Genomic DNA, 17,633 nt, shown 5'->3' on the forward strand with positions numbered 1-17,633 from the left:
CTCTTCGGCGCCCGCATTTTACGTCTCCGGCGCCAAAACTCACCTAAGCTTATCTCATCAATTTTTCCGCGTGAGAGATAAGCTTAAATGAACGAACCTTTCGACTTGATTGGCGTGGGATTGGGGCCTTTCAATCTCAGTCTGGCCGCTCTGGCCGCCGAAAGCGGCGCCGTCAACTATACCTTTCTCGATCGTAACGCGAGCTTCCGCTGGCACCCCGGCATGCTGCTACCTTCCGCTTATATGCAGACATATGTGCTGCAGGATTTGGTTACCGCCGTCAGCCCACGCAGCCAATTTTCATTTATTAATTACTTGGTAGAACAGAAAAAAATTTATCGGTTTTTAATCACCGAGCAGCAAATTATCAGCCGAGAAGAATTTTCCGACTATCTACGCTGGGCCTGCGAAAGATTAGACGGGCTACAGTTTTCACAGTCCGTAGAGCGCATTGATTTTGACGATGAAAAGAGTTTGTTCAAGGTAACCACCCATAATCAGACGCTGTGGGCGAAAAATATCTGTCTGGGCACCGGCCATAACCCTTGGTTACCGAAAGCGTTTTATCCGGCGCTGGGCGAAAACTGCATGCATGCCGCCGAAATAGCCCTGCGCAATCCGGACTTCAGCGGCAAGCGAGTTATGGTGGTAGGCGGCGGCCAAAGCGGCGCCGATGTGTTTTTGAACGCATTGCAGGGGCACTGGGGCGAACCGGCGCAGCTGGACTGGCTCTCGCGCCGTCCCAATTTTCAGCCGCTGGACGAGTCCCCCTTCACCAACGAATATTTCACTCCCGAATACGTCGACTATTTCTATACGCTGCCGTCAGAAATCCGCGAGCGTGAAATCAAAACACAGAAATTGCCGGCAGACGGCATCAGCAATCATACGCTGCGAACCCTGTACCGTGAGCTATATATGCGTTTTGACGTGATGCGCCAGACGCGCAATGTGCGTTTGCTGCCTCATCGCACCCTACTGGCCATCGAATCAATGGGTGAAGCTTTTCATCTGCGCACGCTTCACGGCCTGGAAAATCGCCAGGAAAGTTTCAAGGCCGATATCGTCATTCTGGCCACCGGCTATCGCGCTTCGCTGCCCGCTTACCTGAAACCCTTGCTGCCGCGCATTCCTCTCGATGCGGAACAGCATCTGCCGCTACTGCCGAATTTTAATCTGGACTGGCTCGGGCCGGAGCAAAATCGAATTTATGCGGTTAATGCCGGAATACACAGCCACGGCAGCGCAGAAGGCGGACTGAGCCTGATGGCCTGGCGTTCAGCCCGCATCCTCAATCACTTGCTGGGTAAGCCGTGCTTTGATTTGGCACCGAACGCATCAATGATCCAATGGTGGAGCGATGCCGCGCCGGGCGATATCTCTACCACCGCTGATAAATAGGATAATCCGCATAGCGTTTTTTGATGATAAATCCTCAACTTAGTCTTAATCTAACACCCCTGCGTTCTTAGCGACCCTCTGTCATGGAGCGAACAATGGCGTGTCATTTTGCCCGATGGACCCCGGCCTCCGCCGTCCTGGATACCCAGAGACTCGCCGACGAAGTGATAGCCGCCACCCGCACCTTTTCCGTTAAACGCCGCACGCGCTTCCTGCAAGGGCGCATTCTGCTCGCCGAAATGATGTTCTACCTGTACGGCCTGCCGACGTTGCCCCCCATCGCCACCACGCCGACCGGCCGCCCCTGTTTCGCCGATCATCAACTGCCCGATTTCAGCCTCGCTTACGCCAGCAACACCGTGGGCGTGCTGCTCAGCGACGAGGGCAAAGTCGGGTTGGATATCGAAGTGATGCGGGCACGCGGCACCCGGCAAAGCGCGCTGCAACACGCGCATCAGACGCCGGCGGAAAGTGCCTGGATCGGCGCGCAGGACGATCGGCTGGAGGCGGAGACTCAGCTGTGGAGCATTCGGCAAAGCGTGCTGAAAATTTCCGGCCTCGGCAACAGCGGCCAGTCTACGCTGCGTCTGCATCCCTTCTCCGGCCACCTGCGCTCCAGCGCCACGCCGGACGTTCAGGTGATGAGCGACGCCGACGAATACCTGAGCTGGGCCTGCGCCGGCAGCCCCGGCCTGGATCGCCTGCTGTGCTGGCGCTACGAAGAGCGCGGCGGCCTGCAGAAAGACGGGGAAATCTCGCCGCGCAGCCCGGCGGCGTCCTCACGCTTCGTTAAACTGACGGGCCTGAAGACGCCCGGTTAACGCAGCGCAAAACGGATAACGCTGTCTTTACCGCACGAGTTGCTGGATTAAATTGTAAAGACAGCTAAATGTTGAGCAATCGCCTATTCTCGACCAGCGCTTTAGCCTACTATTCGCCCATGTTGTACGCTGAATCTGCTCATTCGAAAGGGAGAATCACCATGTCAGACCAAGCCTTAAAAATCGTCACTCTGCTCGGCAGCCTGCGCAAAGGCTCCTACAACGCCATGGTGGCCCGCGCCCTACCAGGCCTGGCTCCACAGGGCGTCACCATTGAAGCGCTGCCCTCCATCCGCGATATCCCGCTGTACGACGCCGACATGCAACAGGGTGAAGGCTTCCCTGCCGCGGTCGAGGCGATCGCCGAACAGATCCGCCAGGCCGACGGCGTGATCATCGTCACCCCTGAATATAACTATTCCGTGCCCGGCGGGTTGAAGAACGCCATCGACTGGCTGTCTCGCTTGCCGAATCAGCCGCTGGCCGGCAAGCCGGTCGCCATTCAGACCAGCTCGATGGGGCCGATCGGCGGCGCGCGCTGCCAATACCATCTGCGCCAGATCCTGGTGTTCCTCGATGCGATGGTAATGAACAAGCCTGAGTTTATGGGCGGCGTGATCCAGAGCAAGGTCGACGAACAGGCCGGTGAACTGAGCGATCAGGGAACGCTGGATTTTCTGACCGGCCAGCTGTCTGCGTTCAGCGATTTTATTCGCCGCGTGGAGTGAAGGTCTCGCGGCGCCCCTTAGGCGCCGCAACAGGACATGAAGTCCATCAATTCATTGAAAATTAAAGCCATAGCATCATGTATTTTTTCATTTTAGCGTTATTTTTTGTTTCCATCACCAGTCCCGCTTTCGCGGCAGAGATGCGTTATCCCGCCGGTGAAGAGCCGCTGGAGCTGCCGGCACACAGCGCGCTCAACGCCCAGCTGTCGCGATCCGCGCAAAACCAGGAAGATAAAAAGCTGGGCGCCATGTCGCTGTACCTGACGCTGATGCGCGAAGACGGCCGCAACGTCTGGGCGCCCTACCAGCTGGCGGTGTCATCGGCGGAGAAAGGGCAAACCGAGCTGGCGGAGCGCTACCTGCAGCTGAGCGCCGACCGCGGCCTGTGGTACTACTACAACCTGCTGGAGGACGACGCCTTCAACAGCATCCAGCACTCCGCCACCTACCAATCGATCCTGGCCGCCACCAAAGCGCGCTATCTGCAGCACGCCCGCCACTATGAAGGCAAGGCCAGCTACGCGATGCCGGACGGCGAAGCGCCGCCCGAAGGCTGGCCAACGGTGATCTTCCTGCATACCTACGGCAAAGCCGCCGCCATCAGCCCCGAAGAACGGCTGCTGTTCGGCGAAATGGGCGTGGCCTACATCGAGCTCAACGGCACGCAGATGCTGTCAGAAAACAGTTTCCGCTGGTCGAATTACAGCGACGAGAGCACCCAAACCGCCATTCAGCGTACGCTGCAACAGCTGGCTCCGCAGCTAAAGCTGAATCCCCGGCGGATTTACCTCAGCGCCCGCGGCCAGGGCGCGCTGCACGCCGCCAACCTGATCGCGAAGTACCCGCAGTTTTACGCCGGCGCGCTCCTGATCGCCCCCAACGGCGAGATCAAGCCGGCCCAGCAGTCGCTGGCGGCGCAAAAGAAAATCGTGATGGCGTATTACGATCGGCAGAATTTCAGCGAGCAGGCGCTGGCGTTGCACTTCGCCAATCTGTTCGGAGAGGATAACCAGGTAGAGACGCTGCACTTCGCCCAGGGAGAGGATGCCGCCGGCAGTTGGCAGGCGCGCTTCAAGCGGCCGTTGCAGTGGGTGTTGGGTAAGGCGCCGGATGCGACGCCGGGCGCCTAGGGGTTCAGGGCCGACAGGCGTCGGCCCTTTGGCGGTCAATGGCCGTCTACGAAGACGATCTTCAGCACGAACAGCAGCGCCACCACCACCACGCACGGGCTGATTTCACGCCAGCGGCCGGTGCCGAGCTTCATCACGCAGTAGGAGATAAAGCCGAGCGCGATGCCTTCGGTGATCGAGAAGCTGAACGGCATCATCACCGCGGTGACAAACGCCGGTACCGCTTCGGTCAGATCGTCCCACTTCACCCGCGCCAGGCTGGAGGTCATCAGCACGCCGACGTAGATCAGCGCGCCGGCGGCGGCGTAAGCCGGCACCATGCCCGCCAGCGGCGACAGGAAGATCACCAGCAGGAACAGCAGGCCGGTGACCACCGCCGTCAAACCGGTGCGGCCGCCGACGGCGACGCCGGACGAACTTTCGATGTAAGCGGTCACGGAAGAGGTGCCCGCCAGCGAACCGGCCACCGAGCTGATGCTGTCGACGTACAGCGCCTGCTTCATGCGCGGGAACTTGCCCTGGCTATCGGTCAGGCCGGCTTTATCGGTAACGCCGATCAGGGTGCCCGAAGAGTCAAACAGGTTCACCAGCATAAACGAGAAGATGATCCCGGCCAGCCCGATGTTCAGCGCGCCGGCCACGTCGACCTGGCCCACCACAGAGGTGATGCTCGGCGGCAGGGAGAACAGGCCGCCGTATTTCACGTCGCCCAGCATCCAGCCGATCAGGGTGGTGACCACGATCGACACCAGCACCGCCGCGTGGAAGTTACGTGAAGAGAGCACGGCGATGATGAAGAAGCCGAGCGCGCCCAGCAGCACGTTGTGCGAGGTCAGGCTGCCGATGGTCACCAGCGTGTCCGGGTTGGCCACCACGATGCCGGCGTTTTTCAGCCCCATCATGCCGATGAACAGGCCGATGCCGCTGGTGATGCCGACCCGCAGGCTGACCGGAATGTTGGCGATCATCCAGTAGCGGATGCGGAAAATGGTCAGCAGCAGCAGGCCGACCGCTCCCCAGAAGATGGCGCCCATGCCCACCTGCCAGGAGATGCCCATCGCCCCGACCACCACGAAGGCGAAGAAGGCGTTCAGGCCCATCGCCGGCGCCAACGCCACCGGCAGGTTCGCCAGCAGGCCCATAAAGATGCTGCCGAAAGCGGCGATCAAACAGGTGGTGACAAATACCGCCTGGGTATCCATGCCCGCCGCGCCCAAAATTTGCGGGTTAACGAACACGATATACACCATGGTAAGGAAGGTGGTGATACCGGCAATCGTTTCCGTACGCGCCGTCGTGCCATGTTGCTTGAGTTTAAACACGCGCCCAAGCAAGCCTTGCTCAGCGTCAAGGCCAGATACTGGTTTGGTCATTATCAGAATTCCGAAAATGGGAATGGACAGTCGCCGGCTATCCTATAACAAAAAGTGGGGCTTTTGATGCCGGTCACAGGTTTTTTTCGCCGTCTTTACGGCTAAACGTGTCAACGGCTTGTATTTACAGGCTTTCATTCTCCGTTCCCGCCCGCTGCGTTGCCGTTTGCCGACACGGCCGATAAAATGACCTATCGCATCTCTTACCCTACCCGCGAAAAAACAGGAATCCGCATGTCTTCAACCTTTATCGATAAGCTCGCGTTGATCGCGCTGAAAGATGACAAAGTGGCGCTGGTGCGTTCACACAATAAGACGCTGTTTTATATGCCGGGCGGAAAGCGCGAAGCGGGCGAAACCGACGAACAGGCGCTGTGCCGCGAAATCGACGAAGAGCTGACCGTCGCGCTGCAGCCCAACTCCATCGCGTTTTACGGCGAGTTCGCCGGCCCGGCGGACGGCAAGCAGGACGGCACCCAGGTGCGCATTCGCTGCTATCAGGCCGACGTTACCGGGCAGCTGCAGCCGGCCGCCGAAATCGCCGAGCTGAGGTGGTGCGACAGCCGCGATTTACCGCACTGCTCGCACGTCGCCGCGCTGATTTTGCACGATCTCAAGGCGCGTAACCTGATCAAGTGATCGCTGAGCGGCCTCCGCGCCATTAACCCGAAGGAACCTGTCCCGCATGAATCAGATTGACTGCATTTTGTTCGACTGCGACGGCACGCTGGTGGACAGCGAAGTGCTGTGCAGCAAAGCCTATGTGCACATGTTCGCCCGCTACGGCATTCATCTGTCGCTGGAAGAGGTGTTCAAGAAATACAAAGGGGTGAAGCTGTACGAGATCATCGATCGGGTCAACGCCGAGCAGGGCACTGACCTGGCAAAAGAGGCGCTGGAGCCGCTGTATCGCCAGGAAGTGGCGCGGCTGTTCGACAGCGAACTGCAACAGATTGCCGGTGCCCGCGAGCTGCTGGCGCAGGTGACGGTGCCTGTCTGCACCGTCTCCAACGGACCGGTCAGCAAGATGCAGCACTCGCTCGGCCTGACCGGCATGCTGCCTTATTTTGATGACCGGTTGTTCAGCGGCTATGACATTCAGCGCTGGAAGCCGGATCCGGCGATCGTGTTTCACGCCGCCGAACAGATGCAGGTGCCGGTAACGCGCTGCATCCTGGTGGATGACTCGCCTGCCGGCGCGCAGGCTGGTATAGCCGCCGGCATCCCAGTCTTTTACTTCTGCGCCGATCCGCATAACCCGCCGATCGACCACCCGCTGGTGACGACGTTTAACGACCTGGCCCAGCTGCCCGCGCTGTGGCGCGAACGCGGCTGGCGGCTGACGGCCGATTAACTGGCCGGCAACGGCGGCTTGTTGCGCCACCAGCGCCACGACCGCTTCAGCGCGCGGGTTTGCGCGCCGAAGCGGCGGTTGACCGCGTTGGCCAGCAGATCGAGCGCCAGGCAGAACACGAAATAGACCAGCGCCACGAACAGGAACACTTCCATCGGATAGACCATGCTGCGGTTGTTGACCTGGGTCGCCAGGAAGGTCAGTTCGCCAACGCCGACGATATAAGCCAGCGAGGTGTCTTTGATCAGGGATATCCACTGGTTGATGAACGACGGCACCATCATGCGCAGCGCCTGCGGCAGCACGATCATGCGCAGCGTCTGCCAGCGGGTCAGCCCCAGGGAAAGTCCGGCCTGCCACTGGCCGGGGCCGATCGCGGCGATGCCGGCCTTCACCGCATGGGCCAGATAGGCCGAAGCGATCAGCGCCAGCGCGCACACCACGGTGGTGATTTCCGGGATCTCTACGCCAAACACCATCGGCAGCAGGAAATAGGTCCAGAAGATCAGCATGATGACCGGTATGGCGCGGAAAAAGCCCAGCACCGCCGCCAGCAGTCCGGCAGCGACGCCGCGCGACATCGCCAGCGCCACGCCGAGCAAGGTGCCGAGCACCGCCGAGGCGACGCCGGCCATCAGGCTGATCGCCAACGTCAGCGCCGCGCCGCCTAATGGACCATCCGGCCAGGTGCCCCACAGCAGGTAGCCCAGGTTATCGTGAATTACGCTGAAATCCATCTCAATGCCCTCCCAGCGGTTTACGCTGTTGGCGCCACATGCCCCAGCCTTCCAGCAGCGCGATGATGGCGATATACAGCACCGTCGCCACGCCGAACGCCTGGAAGGTGCGCAGGGTTTCGGTTTCGACCTGACGCGAGGCGTAAGAGAGTTCGGCCACGCCGATCGCCATGGTCAGCGACGAGTTTTTGATCACGTTCATGTATTGCCCCAGCAGCGGCGGCAGCGCGATTTTCAACGCCTGCGGCAGCACCACGTAGCGCATCGCCTGCCAGCCGGTCAGCCCCAGCGCCTGAGCGGCATATTTCTGCCCGCCGGCGACGCCGCGAATGCCGGAACGGATCTCTTCGGCGATAAAGGCGGTGGAGTAGAGCGTCAGGCCGAAGAAACCGGCGAGAAACTCGAACGACGGCCATTCCAGCGGGCCGACCTGATGTGAGCTGTTCAGCCACTGCATCGCGGCGGACGGCAGGATCTGCCCGGCGGCGAAGTACCAGAAGAACAGCTGCACCAGCAGCGGCGTATTGCGAAACAGCGAGCTGTAGCCCATCGCCAGCCAACGCAACGGCCGCAGGCTGCTGTCGCGCATCGCCGCCAGCACGAAGCCCAGCAGCGTGGCCGCCAGGCCCGCGCAGGCGGAAAGCCACAGCGTCAGCAGAAAACCGTGCCACAGCCAGCTCAGGTATTGCGGCGCCAGCAGCCAGTCCAGGTTCATGTTCAATCCTTGTCTTGCAGAATGCATCAGGGGCGCAGCAAGCTGCGCCCCTCCGTGCCGATCTCACCGCGAGCGGTTAAATCAGGCTTTCGGTTGCTGATCCAAAGGCGCGATTTTGAAATCGCCGCGCGGTTGAGCGGATTGGGTTTGCGGCCCGAACCAGCGATCGTAAATCTTAACCGCTTCGCCGTCTTTTTCCAGCTTGATCAGCGTCTCGTTCACCGCGGCGGTCAGGCGATCTTCGCCCTTGGGAATGCCGACGCCCTGGTATTCTTTGGTCAGGCTGAACGGCGAAATTTCAAACTCCGCCTTCTGCGCCGCCGGCAGGTTGCCGAGCAGGCCGACCAGCTTGGCGTCGTCCTGGGTGATCGCCTGCACGTTGCCGTTGCGCAGCGCCACAAACGCCAGCGGGGTGTCATCGTAAGAGATCACTTTCGCCGTCGGGAAACGCTCGCGCAGGGTGATTTCCTGCACCGTGCCCTTATCCGCGCCGATGCGCAGCTTTTTGATGTCTTCCGGGGTTTTCAGCACGCCTTTGCGGGCGATGAATTTCTGGCCGGTGGCGAAGTACGGCACGCTGAAGTTCACTTCCTTGGCGCGCTCGTCGGTAATGGTGAAGTTGGCGGCAATCAGGTCAACCTTCTTCGACACCAGCAGCGGAATGCGGTTGGCCGGGTTGGTGGCGCGCAGCTCCACTTTTACCCCCAGCGCTTTGCCGATCGCATCGGCGACGTCCACATCGTAGCCCACCAGCTTCTTGCTCTGCGGATCGATGTAGCCGAACGGCGGGTTGCTGTCGAACACCGCGATACGCACCACGCCGGCTTGCTTGATATCGTCAAGTTTGTCCGCGTGCGCGGCGCCGGCGGCGAGGCCGGTCAGACTGGCTAACAACGTTAAGGCCAAAGCGCGATGTTTCATAGAGAGCTCCTAAGTGGTTGATGTCCTGCTGGCGGATAAGCTAGCAAGCGCCACATAGGTCAGGAAATAATATAAAAAGCTATATTTATAACCTTTTTATCTTTAAGAACTTAAGATGGAATAAAGGCGCGGGAAACCGCGCCTTTGAAGGATATTACCCGGAAAGGGTCAGTCGGCTTTGTCGTCTTTACCGCCCGGAGAGAGCAGCTTTTCCAGGGCGTCGCCGCCCAAATGACGGAAATCCTGTCCTTTGACGAAATAGAAGATAAATTCGCAGATGTTCTGGCAGCGGTCGCCGATACGCTCGATAGAACGGGCGCAGAACAGCGCGGTCAGTACGCTCGGAATGGTGCGTGAGTCTTCCATCATATAGGTCATCAGCTGACGCACGATGCCTTCGTATTCCTGGTCGACCTTTTTATCTTCGCGGTAAATACGGATCGCCTCGTCCAGATCCATGCGCGCGAAGGCGTCCAGCACGTCATGCAGCATTTGCACGGTGTGGCGCCCCAGCGATTCCAGGCTGACCAGCAGCGGCTGGTGCTGGTGCGAGAACTTCTCCAGCGCGGTGCGGCAGATTTTGTCCGCCACGTCGCCGATGCGTTCCAGCTCGGAAATGGTTTTGATGATCGCCATCACCAGGCGCAGATCGCTGGCGGTCGGCTGGCGCTTGGCGATGATGCGCACGCAGGCTTCGTCGATCGCCACTTCCATCATGTTGACCTTGGCGTCGCCTTCGATAACTCGCTTGGCCAGCTCGCCATCCTGATTGTGCATCGCGGTGATGGCGTCGGTCAGCTGCTGCTCCACCAGCCCGCCCATGGTCAGCACCTGGGTGCGGATATGCTCAAGCTCTGCGTTGAACTGGCCGGAAATGTGTTTGTTTAAATTCAGGTTATCCATGATGCTTCCTATCAACCATAACGGCCAGTGATGTAGTCTTCAGTCTGCTTTTTCTGCGGCGCAGTGAACAGGTTATCAGTATCACTGAACTCGATCAGCTCGCCCAGATACATAAATGCGGTGGAGTCGGAGCAGCGCGCCGCCTGCTGCATATTGTGGGTTACGATCACCACGGTGTAATCGGCCTTCAGCTCGCTGATCAGCTCTTCAATCTTGCCGGTGGAGATCGGATCCAGCGCCGAGCAAGGCTCATCCAGCAACAGCACTTCCGGGCGAATGGCGATGCCGCGGGCGATGCACAGGCGTTGCTGCTGGCCGCCGGAAAGGCTGTAGCCGCTCTGGTGCAGCTTGTCCTTGGTTTCGTTCCACAGCGCCGCCTTGGTCAGCGCCCACTGCACGCGCTCGTCCATATCGGCGCGCGACAGCTTTTCAAACAGGCGAACGCCGAAGGCGATGTTGTCGTAAATCGACATCGGGAACGGCGTCGGCTTCTGGAACACCATGCCGACCTTGGCGCGCAGCAGCGCGATATCCGAGTTGTCGGTCAGGATGTTCTGGCCGTCCAGCAGGATGCCGCCTTCCGCGCGCTGTTCCGGGTACAGCTGGTACATCTTGTTGAAGGTGCGCAGCAGGGTGGATTTGCCGCAGCCGGACGGGCCGATAAACGCGGTGACCTTGTTCTTGGCGATATCCAGCGTGATGTTCTTCAGCGCATGGAATTTGCCGTAGTAGAAGTTCAGATCGCGTACCTGAATTTTGCTGCTGGAAGCGTCAGTAACCATACTCATCAAGACTTCTCTCTTTTCATCAGCGCCGCCAAAGCGGCGCTCAAAATTTTATGAATGCTTTTTCTTGGCGAAAATCACGCGCGCCAGGATATTCAGTAACAGTACACACAGGGTGATCAACAGCACCCCGGCCCAGGCCAGCTGTTGCCATTCGGCGAACGGGCTCATGGCGAATTTGAAGATGGTCACCGGCAGGTTGGCGATCGGCTGCATCAGGTCGGTGCTCCAGAACTGGTTCGACAGCGAGGTGAACAGCAGCGGCGCCGTTTCCCCCGCGATGCGCGCAATCGCCAGCAGCACGCCGGTGATGATACCGGACACCGACGCCTTCAGCGTGATGGCGGAAATCATGCGCCATTTCGGCGTGCCCAGCGCATAAGCGGCCTCGCGCAGCGTATCCGGCACCAGCTTCAGCATGTTCTCGGTGGTGCGAATGACGATCGGCACCTGCAGCAGCGCCAGCGCGACGATGCCGGCCCAGCCGGAAAAGTGTTCCATCTTCGCCACCACGATGGTGTAAACGAACAGGCCCACCACGATCGACGGTGCGGACAGCAGGATGTCGTTGATAAAGCGAATCACTTCCGCCAGCCAGGATTTACGGCCGTATTCTGCCAGGTAGATGCCGGCCATGATGCCCAGCGGCGTGCCGAAGATGGTCGCCCACAGGATCAACAGGCCGCTGCCGGCGATGGCGTTGGCCAGACCGCCGCCCGCGGTGTTCGGCGGCGGGGTCATTTCAGTGAACAGCGCCAGCGACATGCCGTCGAAGCCTTTGGTCACGGTGGCGATCAGGATCCAGATCAGCCAGAACAGCCCGAACACCATGGTTGCCATCGACAGGAACAGCGCGAGACGGTTTTTCTGCCGGCGCCAGGCCTGCATTTTGCGGCGGCTTTCCGCCAGAACGACTGCGTTTTGCATATCCATCGTCGCCATGTTAACGCCCCTCATTCTTGGCCAGACGCATGATCATCAGTTTCGACAGCGCCAGCACGATAAAGGTGATAACAAACAGAATCAGGCCCAGCTCCATCAACGCGGCGGTGTGCACGCCGGACTCGGCTTCGGCGAATTCGTTGGCCAGCGCCGAGGTGATGCTGTTGCCCGGCATGTACAGCGAAGCGCTGTCGAGCTGGTAGGTGTTGCCGATGATAAAGGTCACCGCCATGGTTTCCCCCAGCGCACGGCCCAGGCCCAACATCACGCCGCCGATGACGCCGTTTTTGGTGAACGGCAGCACGATGCGCCAGATGACTTCCCAGGTGGTGCAGCCGATGCCGTAGGCCGACTCTTTCATCATCACCGGGGTCTGTTCGAACACGTCGCGCATGACTGCCGCGATGTAAGGAATGATCATGATCGCCAGGATCACCCCGGCGGCCAGAATGCCGATGCCGAAGGCCGGGCCGGAGAACAGCTCGCCGACGATCGGAATGCCCGACAGCACTTCGCCGACCGGCGTCTGGAAGTATTCGGCGAACAGCGGCGCGAACACGAACAGGCCCCACATGCCGTAAACGATGCTGGGGATGGCCGCCAACAGCTCAATGGCGATGCCCAGCGGCCGCTTCAGCCAGTTCGGCGCCAGCTCGGTCAGGAACAGCGCGATGCCGAAGCTCACCGGCACGGCGATGATCAGCGCGATAAGCGAGGTGACCACGGTGCCGTAGATCGGCACCAGCGCGCCGAACTGCTCCGCCGGCGCGTCCCACTCTTTGGTCCACAGGAAGGCGAAGCCGAATTTCTGCATGCTTGGCCAGGAGGCGAAGATCAGCGAAACAATGATGCCGCCCAGCAACAATAGGGTAATCAGCGCAGCCAGTCTCACCAGCGCGCTGAAAATGATGTCACCGTTTTTGCCCGGTGCTTTGATGGTCGGCTTGTACTCAGCCATAGATTACTCTCTGTTTGAACCCTGGCAGCCCCAACCGGGATCGGAGCCTGAAGAACTGTGTGGGGCGCGGCGAACCCGCGCCCCTGCGTTGTTAGTACAGCGCTTTGCCTGAACTGTCTTTTACGTTGGTTTTCCAGGCCGCGCGCACCTGCTCAACCACTTCTGCCGGCAGGGTGGCGTAATCCAGCTCGTTCGCCTGCTTGGCACCGGTTTTGTAAGCCCAGTCGAAGAACTTCAGCACTTCGGCGCCCTGAGCAGGGTTTTTCTGCTCTTTGTGCACCAGGATGAAGGTGGTGGATGTAATTGGCCACACGTTGTCGCCTTTCTGGTCAGTCAGATCCTGAGCGAAGGTCTTGCTCCAATCCACGCCTTTGGCCGCGTTGCTGAAGCTCTCTTCGGTCGGGCTGACCGGTTTACCGTCGGCGGATACCAGCTTGGTGTAAGCCAGGTTGTTCTGCTTGGCGTAAGCGTATTCTACGTAGCCGATAGAGCCAGGCAGACGCTGAACGAAGGCGGCGATGCCGTCGTTGCCTTTACCGCCCAGACCGGTCGGCCAGTTAACGGTAGAACCGGCGCCGATCTTCTCTTTCCACTGCGCATTGGCCTTGGACAGGTAGCTGGTGAACACGAACGAGGTGCCGGAACCGTCGGCGCGGCGCACCACGGCGATGTTCTGGTCAGGCAGTTTCACGCCAGGGTTCAGCTTGGTGATTGCCGGGTCGTTCCACTTTTTGACGTTGCCCAGGTAGATATCGCCCAGGGTTTTGCCGTCCAGCGTCAGTTCGCCGGATTTGATGCCCGGGATATTCACGGCCAGCACCACGCCGCCGATCACGGTCGGGAACTGGAACAGGCCGTCGGCCGCCAGTTTGTCGTCAGACAGCGGGGCGTCGGAGGCGCCAAAGTCAACGGTGTTGGCCACGATTTGCTTCACGCCGCCAGAGGAGCCGATGCCCTGATAGTTAACTTTGTTGCCGGTTTCTTTCTGATAAGAATCTGCCCACTTGGCGTAAACCGGAGCGGGGAATGTCGCACCTGCACCGGTCAGGCTGGCAGCAGCGAACGCGGACACGGTGGTCAGGGAGAAGGTCGCTGCCACAATACTGGCGACGGTGGTACGCATCAGTTTCATAATCCCTCCTAATGGGATATTTAAAATCGACTTCGAGTCGTTTTAATCAGAGTAAGTATTGCTGCAGGAGGGAAAATAGGACAGTTTGGTGACAGAAAAATGTACGCAATATGACAGTTATATTACAGTGTGCCAGACAGACGTTTGTTTCTTTAAAAATCAATTAATTAGTCAAAAAACAGCGCAATTGACGTGCAATAAAAAAACGGTTTGGCGCGGCCTATCCGCTTGAATATGACAATGTTTATCGCCGAATCGGTCGCGCTGTCACCTTTAAGGTCGCTCATGAAAAAAGCCGGCGCAAAGGCCGGCTTTTGCAGTTTACCTGCGGCAGATTACTCTACGGTGACAGACTTCGCCAGGTTGCGCGGCTGGTCAACGTCGGTGCCTTTGATCAGCGCCACGTGGTAAGACAGCAGCTGCAACGGCACGGTGTAGAAGATCGGCGCCACGATTTCCTCGACGTGCGGCAGAGGAATGATGGTCATGCCTTCGCTGCTGACGAAGCCGGCGTCCTGATCGGCGAACACGTACAGCTGGCCGCCGCGCGCGCGCACTTCTTCAATGTTGGACTTCAGCTTTTCCAGCAGTTCATTGTTCGGTGCCACCACGATCACCGGCATATCGGCGTCGATCAGCGCCAGCGGGCCGTGTTTCAGCTCACCCGCCGCATAGGCTTCGGCGTGAATATAGGAGATCTCTTTCAGCTTCAGCGCCCCTTCCATGGCGATTGGATACTGATCGCCGCGGCCGAGGAACAGCGCATGGTGCTTGTCGGAGAACCCTTCCGCCAGCGCTTCGATCTCTTTATCCATCGACAGCATCTGCTCTATACGCGCCGGCAGCGCCTGCAGGCCATGCACGATTTCCTGCTCCACGCTTTCCGCCATGCCTTTCAGGCGGCCCAGACGCGCCACCAGCATCAACAGCACGGTGAGCTGCGTGGTGAAAGCCTTGGTCGAGGCCACGCCGATTTCCGTGCCCGCTTTGGTCATCAACGCCAGATCCGATTCGCGCACCAGCGAAGAGCCGGCCACGTTACAAACGGCCAGCGAACCGAGATACCCCAGCTCTTTGGACAGACGCAGCGCCGCTAACGTATCGGCGGTTTCGCCGGACTGCGACAGGGTGATGATCAGGCTGCCCGGACGCACCGCCGATTTGCGGTAACGGAATTCGGACGCGATCTCGACGTCGCACGGCACGCCGGCCAACGCTTCAAACCAGTAGCGCGCCACCATACCGGAGTGGTAAGAAGTCCCGCAGGCGATGATCTGCACGTGCTGCACCTTGGCCAGCAGCTCGTCGGCGCGCGGGCCCAGCTCGCTCAGGTTGATTTGGCCATGGCTGAAACGCCCTTCCAGGGTGTTTTTCAGCGCCAGCGGCTGTTCGTAGATCTCTTTTTGCATGTAGTGACGGTAAGCGCCCTTGTCGCCGGCGTCATACTGCACCTGGGATTCGATCTCAGGGCGCTCGATGGCGTTGCCCTGCTTGTCGAAGATGTTGACGGTGCGGCGAGTCACTTCCACCACGTCGCCTTCTTCCAGGAAGATGAAGCGGCGGGTGACCGGCAGCAGCGCCAGCTGATCGGAAGCGATGAAGTTTTCCCCGACGCCGCGGCCGATAACCAGCGGGCTGCCGGAGCGCGCCGCGACCAATACGCTCGGATCGCGGCTGTCCATCACCACGGTGCCGTAAGCGCCGCGCAGCTGTGGGATCACGCGCTGAACCACTTCCAGCAACGTGCCGCCCTGTTGTTGTTCCCAGTGCACCAGGTGCGCGATCACTTCGGTGTCGGTTTCGGAGCTGAAGCGGTAACCGCGTTCGATCAGCAGTTCGCGCAGCGGTTCGTGGTTTTCGATGATGCCGTTATGCACCACGGTAATGTAGTCGGAAACATGCGGGTGCGCGTTCGCTTCGGTCGGTTCACCGTGCGTTGCCCAGCGGGTGTGAGCGATGCCGGTACCGCCGTGCAGATCGGTCTGCTCCGCCGCTTCGGCCAGTTTTTGCACCTTGCCTACGCGACGCAGGCGACTGACGTTGCCTTTTTCGTCGACCACCGCCAGACCGGCGGAGTCGTAACCGCGGTACTCGAGACGGCGTAAACCTTCCAACAGGATTTCTGCGATATCACGTTGCGCTACTGCGCCTACAATTCCACACATCAGTTGTATTCCTAATGAACGCCCTTCATGGGCGCTTTCGATGTCTTGACCTGATTTTTGCCGGTTTTACCGTGCGTCCCCGAGCCTGTAGATGGTGGGGGTTATTATGTTTTGTATTGGGCTCTGAACGGAGCCCAACGCAAAACACACTATGATTTCTTCTTCACCGGGCGTTGCCAGCCCTGAATGTGCACCTGCTTGACGCGGCTCAGCACCAGTTCGTTCTCGGCGATATCGCGCGTCACCGTGGTGCCGGCGGCGATGGTGGAACCCTTGCCGACCGACACCGGCGCCACCAGCTGAGTATCGGAACCGACGAACACGCCGTCGCCGATCAGCGTCTTGTGCTTGTTGGCGCCATCGTAGTTGCAGGTGATGGTGCCGGCGCCGATATTCACGTCATCGCCGATTTCGGCATCGCCCAGGTAGCTGAGGTGACCGGCCTTGGAGCCTTTGCCCAAACGCGCCTTTTTCATTTCCACGAAGTTGCCGACGTGGGCTCCTGCCGCCAGTTCCGCGCCAGGGCGCAGGCGGGCGAACGGCCCCACGGTGCAGTCGGCTTCCAGCACGCTGTCTTCCAGCACGCTGTAAGGGCTGATCTCGCAGTCATCGCCGATCACGCAGTTTTTCAGCACGCAGCCGGCGCCGATTTTCACCCGGTCGCCCAGCTTGACGTGACCTTCGATAATCACATTTGCATCAATAGTGATGTCGCGGCCGTGAACAAGTTCCCCGCGCAGGTCAAAACGCGCCGGATCCAGCAGCATCACGCCGGCCAACAGCAGCTTTTCAGACTGTTCCGACTGGAAGACGCGCTCCAGGGTCGCCAGCTGCAGGCGGTTATTCACGCCTTCCACTTCACTCAGGCGCGACGGGTGCACGGTTTCGATTTTCTTGCCGTCGGCATGGGCCAACGCAATGATATCGGTGATGTAAAACTCGCCCTGTGCGTTGTCGTTATTCAGCATCCCCAGCCAGCGCTTCAGATCGCGCCCGTTCGCCACCAGGATGCCGGTATTGATCTCGTTGATCTGGCGCTGCGCCTCGCTGGCATCCTTGTGTTCGACGATGCCCACCACGTTGCCCTGCTCGCGCACGATGCGGCCGTAGCCGCTCGGATCGTCCAGCTTGACCGTCAGCAGACCGATACCGCCCTGCGGTTTGGCCGCCAGCAGGCGTTGCAGCGTATCCACGGAGATCAACGGCACGTCGCCGTACAGCATCAGCACGTCTTCATCGTCGGCAAAGTGCGGCGCGGCCTGCTGCATTGCATGGCCGGTACCCAATTGCTCGGCCTGCAGCACCCAGTTCAGCGCGCCGTCAGTCAACGTGCTTTTCAGCAGATCGCCGCCGTGGCCGTATACCAGGTGAACATGTTGCGCGCCCAGTTTCATCGCGGCATCAATGACGTGTTGCACCATCGGCTTACCGGCCAACGGATGTAAAACCTTGGGAAGATCGGAATACATGCGTGTTCCCTTGCCCGCGGCGAGGATAACCACGCTCATTGCGCTGTTCGACATAAGCAACCTGATAACTCCATTTTGATAGACGAAAGTAAAACCGTT

17 protein-coding genes are annotated in these 17,633 nt (G+C 59.6%); 6 read left to right on the forward strand and 11 right to left on the reverse strand.

From position 1 onward, the window contains the following. Positions 1-87: 87 nt before the first annotated feature. The 4 genes from ACJ8HN_RS20885 (at position 88) to ACJ8HN_RS20900 (ending at position 4,080) form a co-directional block, all read left to right on the forward strand. The gene (locus ACJ8HN_RS20885) at positions 88-1,401 is read left to right on the forward strand and encodes a lysine N(6)-hydroxylase/L-ornithine N(5)-oxygenase family protein (protein ID WP_164097641.1); all 1,314 of its coding nucleotides are present in this window, start codon (positions 88-90) and stop codon (positions 1,399-1,401) included. 95 nt (positions 1,402-1,496) lie between these two features. Beyond that, entirely contained in the window at positions 1,497-2,222 is a 726-nt protein-coding gene (locus ACJ8HN_RS20890) for a 4'-phosphopantetheinyl transferase family protein (protein ID WP_039568288.1), read from the forward strand. Between the two features lie 161 nt (positions 2,223-2,383). Beyond that, entirely contained in the window at positions 2,384-2,950 is a 567-nt protein-coding gene (locus ACJ8HN_RS20895; RefSeq protein WP_025304752.1) for an NADPH-dependent FMN reductase, read from the forward strand. Positions 2,951-3,027: 77 nt separating this feature from the next. After that, positions 3,028-4,080 carry a hypothetical protein gene (locus ACJ8HN_RS20900; RefSeq protein WP_033649559.1) on the forward strand — a complete coding sequence of 351 codons (1,053 nt, stop codon included), beginning with the start codon at positions 3,028-3,030 and terminating at the stop codon, positions 4,078-4,080. Between the two features lie 35 nt (positions 4,081-4,115). On the opposite strand, the gene ACJ8HN_RS20905 is transcribed toward ACJ8HN_RS20900, so the two are convergent. Further along, positions 4,116-5,453 carry an NCS2 family permease gene (locus tag ACJ8HN_RS20905; RefSeq protein WP_063989176.1) on the reverse strand — a complete coding sequence of 446 codons (1,338 nt, stop codon included), beginning with the start codon at positions 5,451-5,453 and terminating at the stop codon, positions 4,116-4,118. A gap of 234 nt (positions 5,454-5,687) precedes the next feature. Here ACJ8HN_RS20905 and ACJ8HN_RS20910 point away from each other — a divergent pair, with 234 nt between their 5' ends. Then, positions 5,688-6,092: an NUDIX hydrolase gene (locus ACJ8HN_RS20910; RefSeq protein ID WP_033636523.1), complete on the forward strand. Its 405-nt coding sequence runs from the start codon at positions 5,688-5,690 to the stop codon at positions 6,090-6,092. 46 nt (positions 6,093-6,138) lie between these two features. Then, the gene (gene yieH / locus ACJ8HN_RS20915) at positions 6,139-6,807 is read left to right on the forward strand and encodes a 6-phosphogluconate phosphatase (RefSeq protein ID WP_060431119.1); all 669 of its coding nucleotides are present in this window, start codon (positions 6,139-6,141) and stop codon (positions 6,805-6,807) included. On the opposite strand, the gene ACJ8HN_RS20920 is transcribed toward yieH, so the two are convergent. The 10 genes from ACJ8HN_RS20920 to glmU form a co-directional block, all read right to left on the reverse strand. Further along, positions 6,804-7,544 carry an amino acid ABC transporter permease gene (locus ACJ8HN_RS20920; protein ID WP_004933841.1) on the reverse strand — a complete coding sequence of 247 codons (741 nt, stop codon included), beginning with the start codon at positions 7,542-7,544 and terminating at the stop codon, positions 6,804-6,806. The genes yieH and ACJ8HN_RS20920 overlap by 4 nt on opposite strands. Position 7,545: 1 nt before the next feature. Further along, the gene (locus ACJ8HN_RS20925; protein ID WP_025304748.1) at positions 7,546-8,259 is read right to left on the reverse strand and encodes an amino acid ABC transporter permease; all 714 of its coding nucleotides are present in this window, start codon (positions 8,257-8,259) and stop codon (positions 7,546-7,548) included. A gap of 81 nt (positions 8,260-8,340) precedes the next feature. Then, complete coding sequence (locus tag ACJ8HN_RS20930; RefSeq protein ID WP_033653945.1) at positions 8,341-9,180, reverse strand: ABC transporter substrate-binding protein; 840 nt, start codon at positions 9,178-9,180, stop codon at positions 8,341-8,343. A gap of 168 nt (positions 9,181-9,348) precedes the next feature. Beyond that, positions 9,349-10,083, reverse strand: coding sequence for a phosphate signaling complex protein PhoU (phoU, locus tag ACJ8HN_RS20935; RefSeq protein ID WP_033636521.1), 735 nt, complete (start codon positions 10,081-10,083; stop codon positions 9,349-9,351). An 11-nt stretch (positions 10,084-10,094) separates the two neighbouring features. Next, complete coding sequence (gene pstB, locus ACJ8HN_RS20940) at positions 10,095-10,865, reverse strand: phosphate ABC transporter ATP-binding protein PstB (RefSeq protein WP_016929614.1); 771 nt, start codon at positions 10,863-10,865, stop codon at positions 10,095-10,097. Positions 10,866-10,919: 54 nt separating this feature from the next. Then, positions 10,920-11,810, reverse strand: a complete 891-nt coding sequence (pstA, locus tag ACJ8HN_RS20945; RefSeq protein WP_033636520.1) for a phosphate ABC transporter permease PstA — start codon at positions 11,808-11,810, stop codon at positions 10,920-10,922. A 1-nt stretch (position 11,811) separates the two neighbouring features. Next, positions 11,812-12,768, reverse strand: a complete 957-nt coding sequence (gene pstC / locus ACJ8HN_RS20950) for a phosphate ABC transporter permease PstC (protein ID WP_004933822.1) — start codon at positions 12,766-12,768, stop codon at positions 11,812-11,814. A 91-nt stretch (positions 12,769-12,859) separates the two neighbouring features. Then, on the reverse strand, positions 12,860-13,900 hold the full coding sequence (gene pstS / locus ACJ8HN_RS20955) for a phosphate ABC transporter substrate-binding protein PstS (RefSeq protein WP_033636519.1): 1,041 nt from the start codon (positions 13,898-13,900) through the stop codon (positions 12,860-12,862). A 335-nt stretch (positions 13,901-14,235) separates the two neighbouring features. Beyond that, the gene (gene glmS, locus ACJ8HN_RS20960) at positions 14,236-16,065 is read right to left on the reverse strand and encodes a glutamine--fructose-6-phosphate transaminase (isomerizing) (RefSeq protein WP_033649563.1); all 1,830 of its coding nucleotides are present in this window, start codon (positions 16,063-16,065) and stop codon (positions 14,236-14,238) included. Positions 16,066-16,214: 149 nt separating this feature from the next. Continuing rightward, positions 16,215-17,588 (reverse strand): bifunctional UDP-N-acetylglucosamine diphosphorylase/glucosamine-1-phosphate N-acetyltransferase GlmU, encoded by a 1,374-nt coding sequence (gene glmU, locus ACJ8HN_RS20965; RefSeq protein WP_033649564.1) that lies wholly within the window; start codon positions 17,586-17,588, stop codon positions 16,215-16,217. Between the last annotated feature and the right edge of the window lie 45 nt (positions 17,589-17,633).

The organism is Serratia sp. CY29653 (assembly GCF_052169255.1).
Taxonomy (GTDB): Bacteria; Pseudomonadota; Gammaproteobacteria; order Enterobacterales; family Enterobacteriaceae; genus Serratia; species Serratia sarumanii.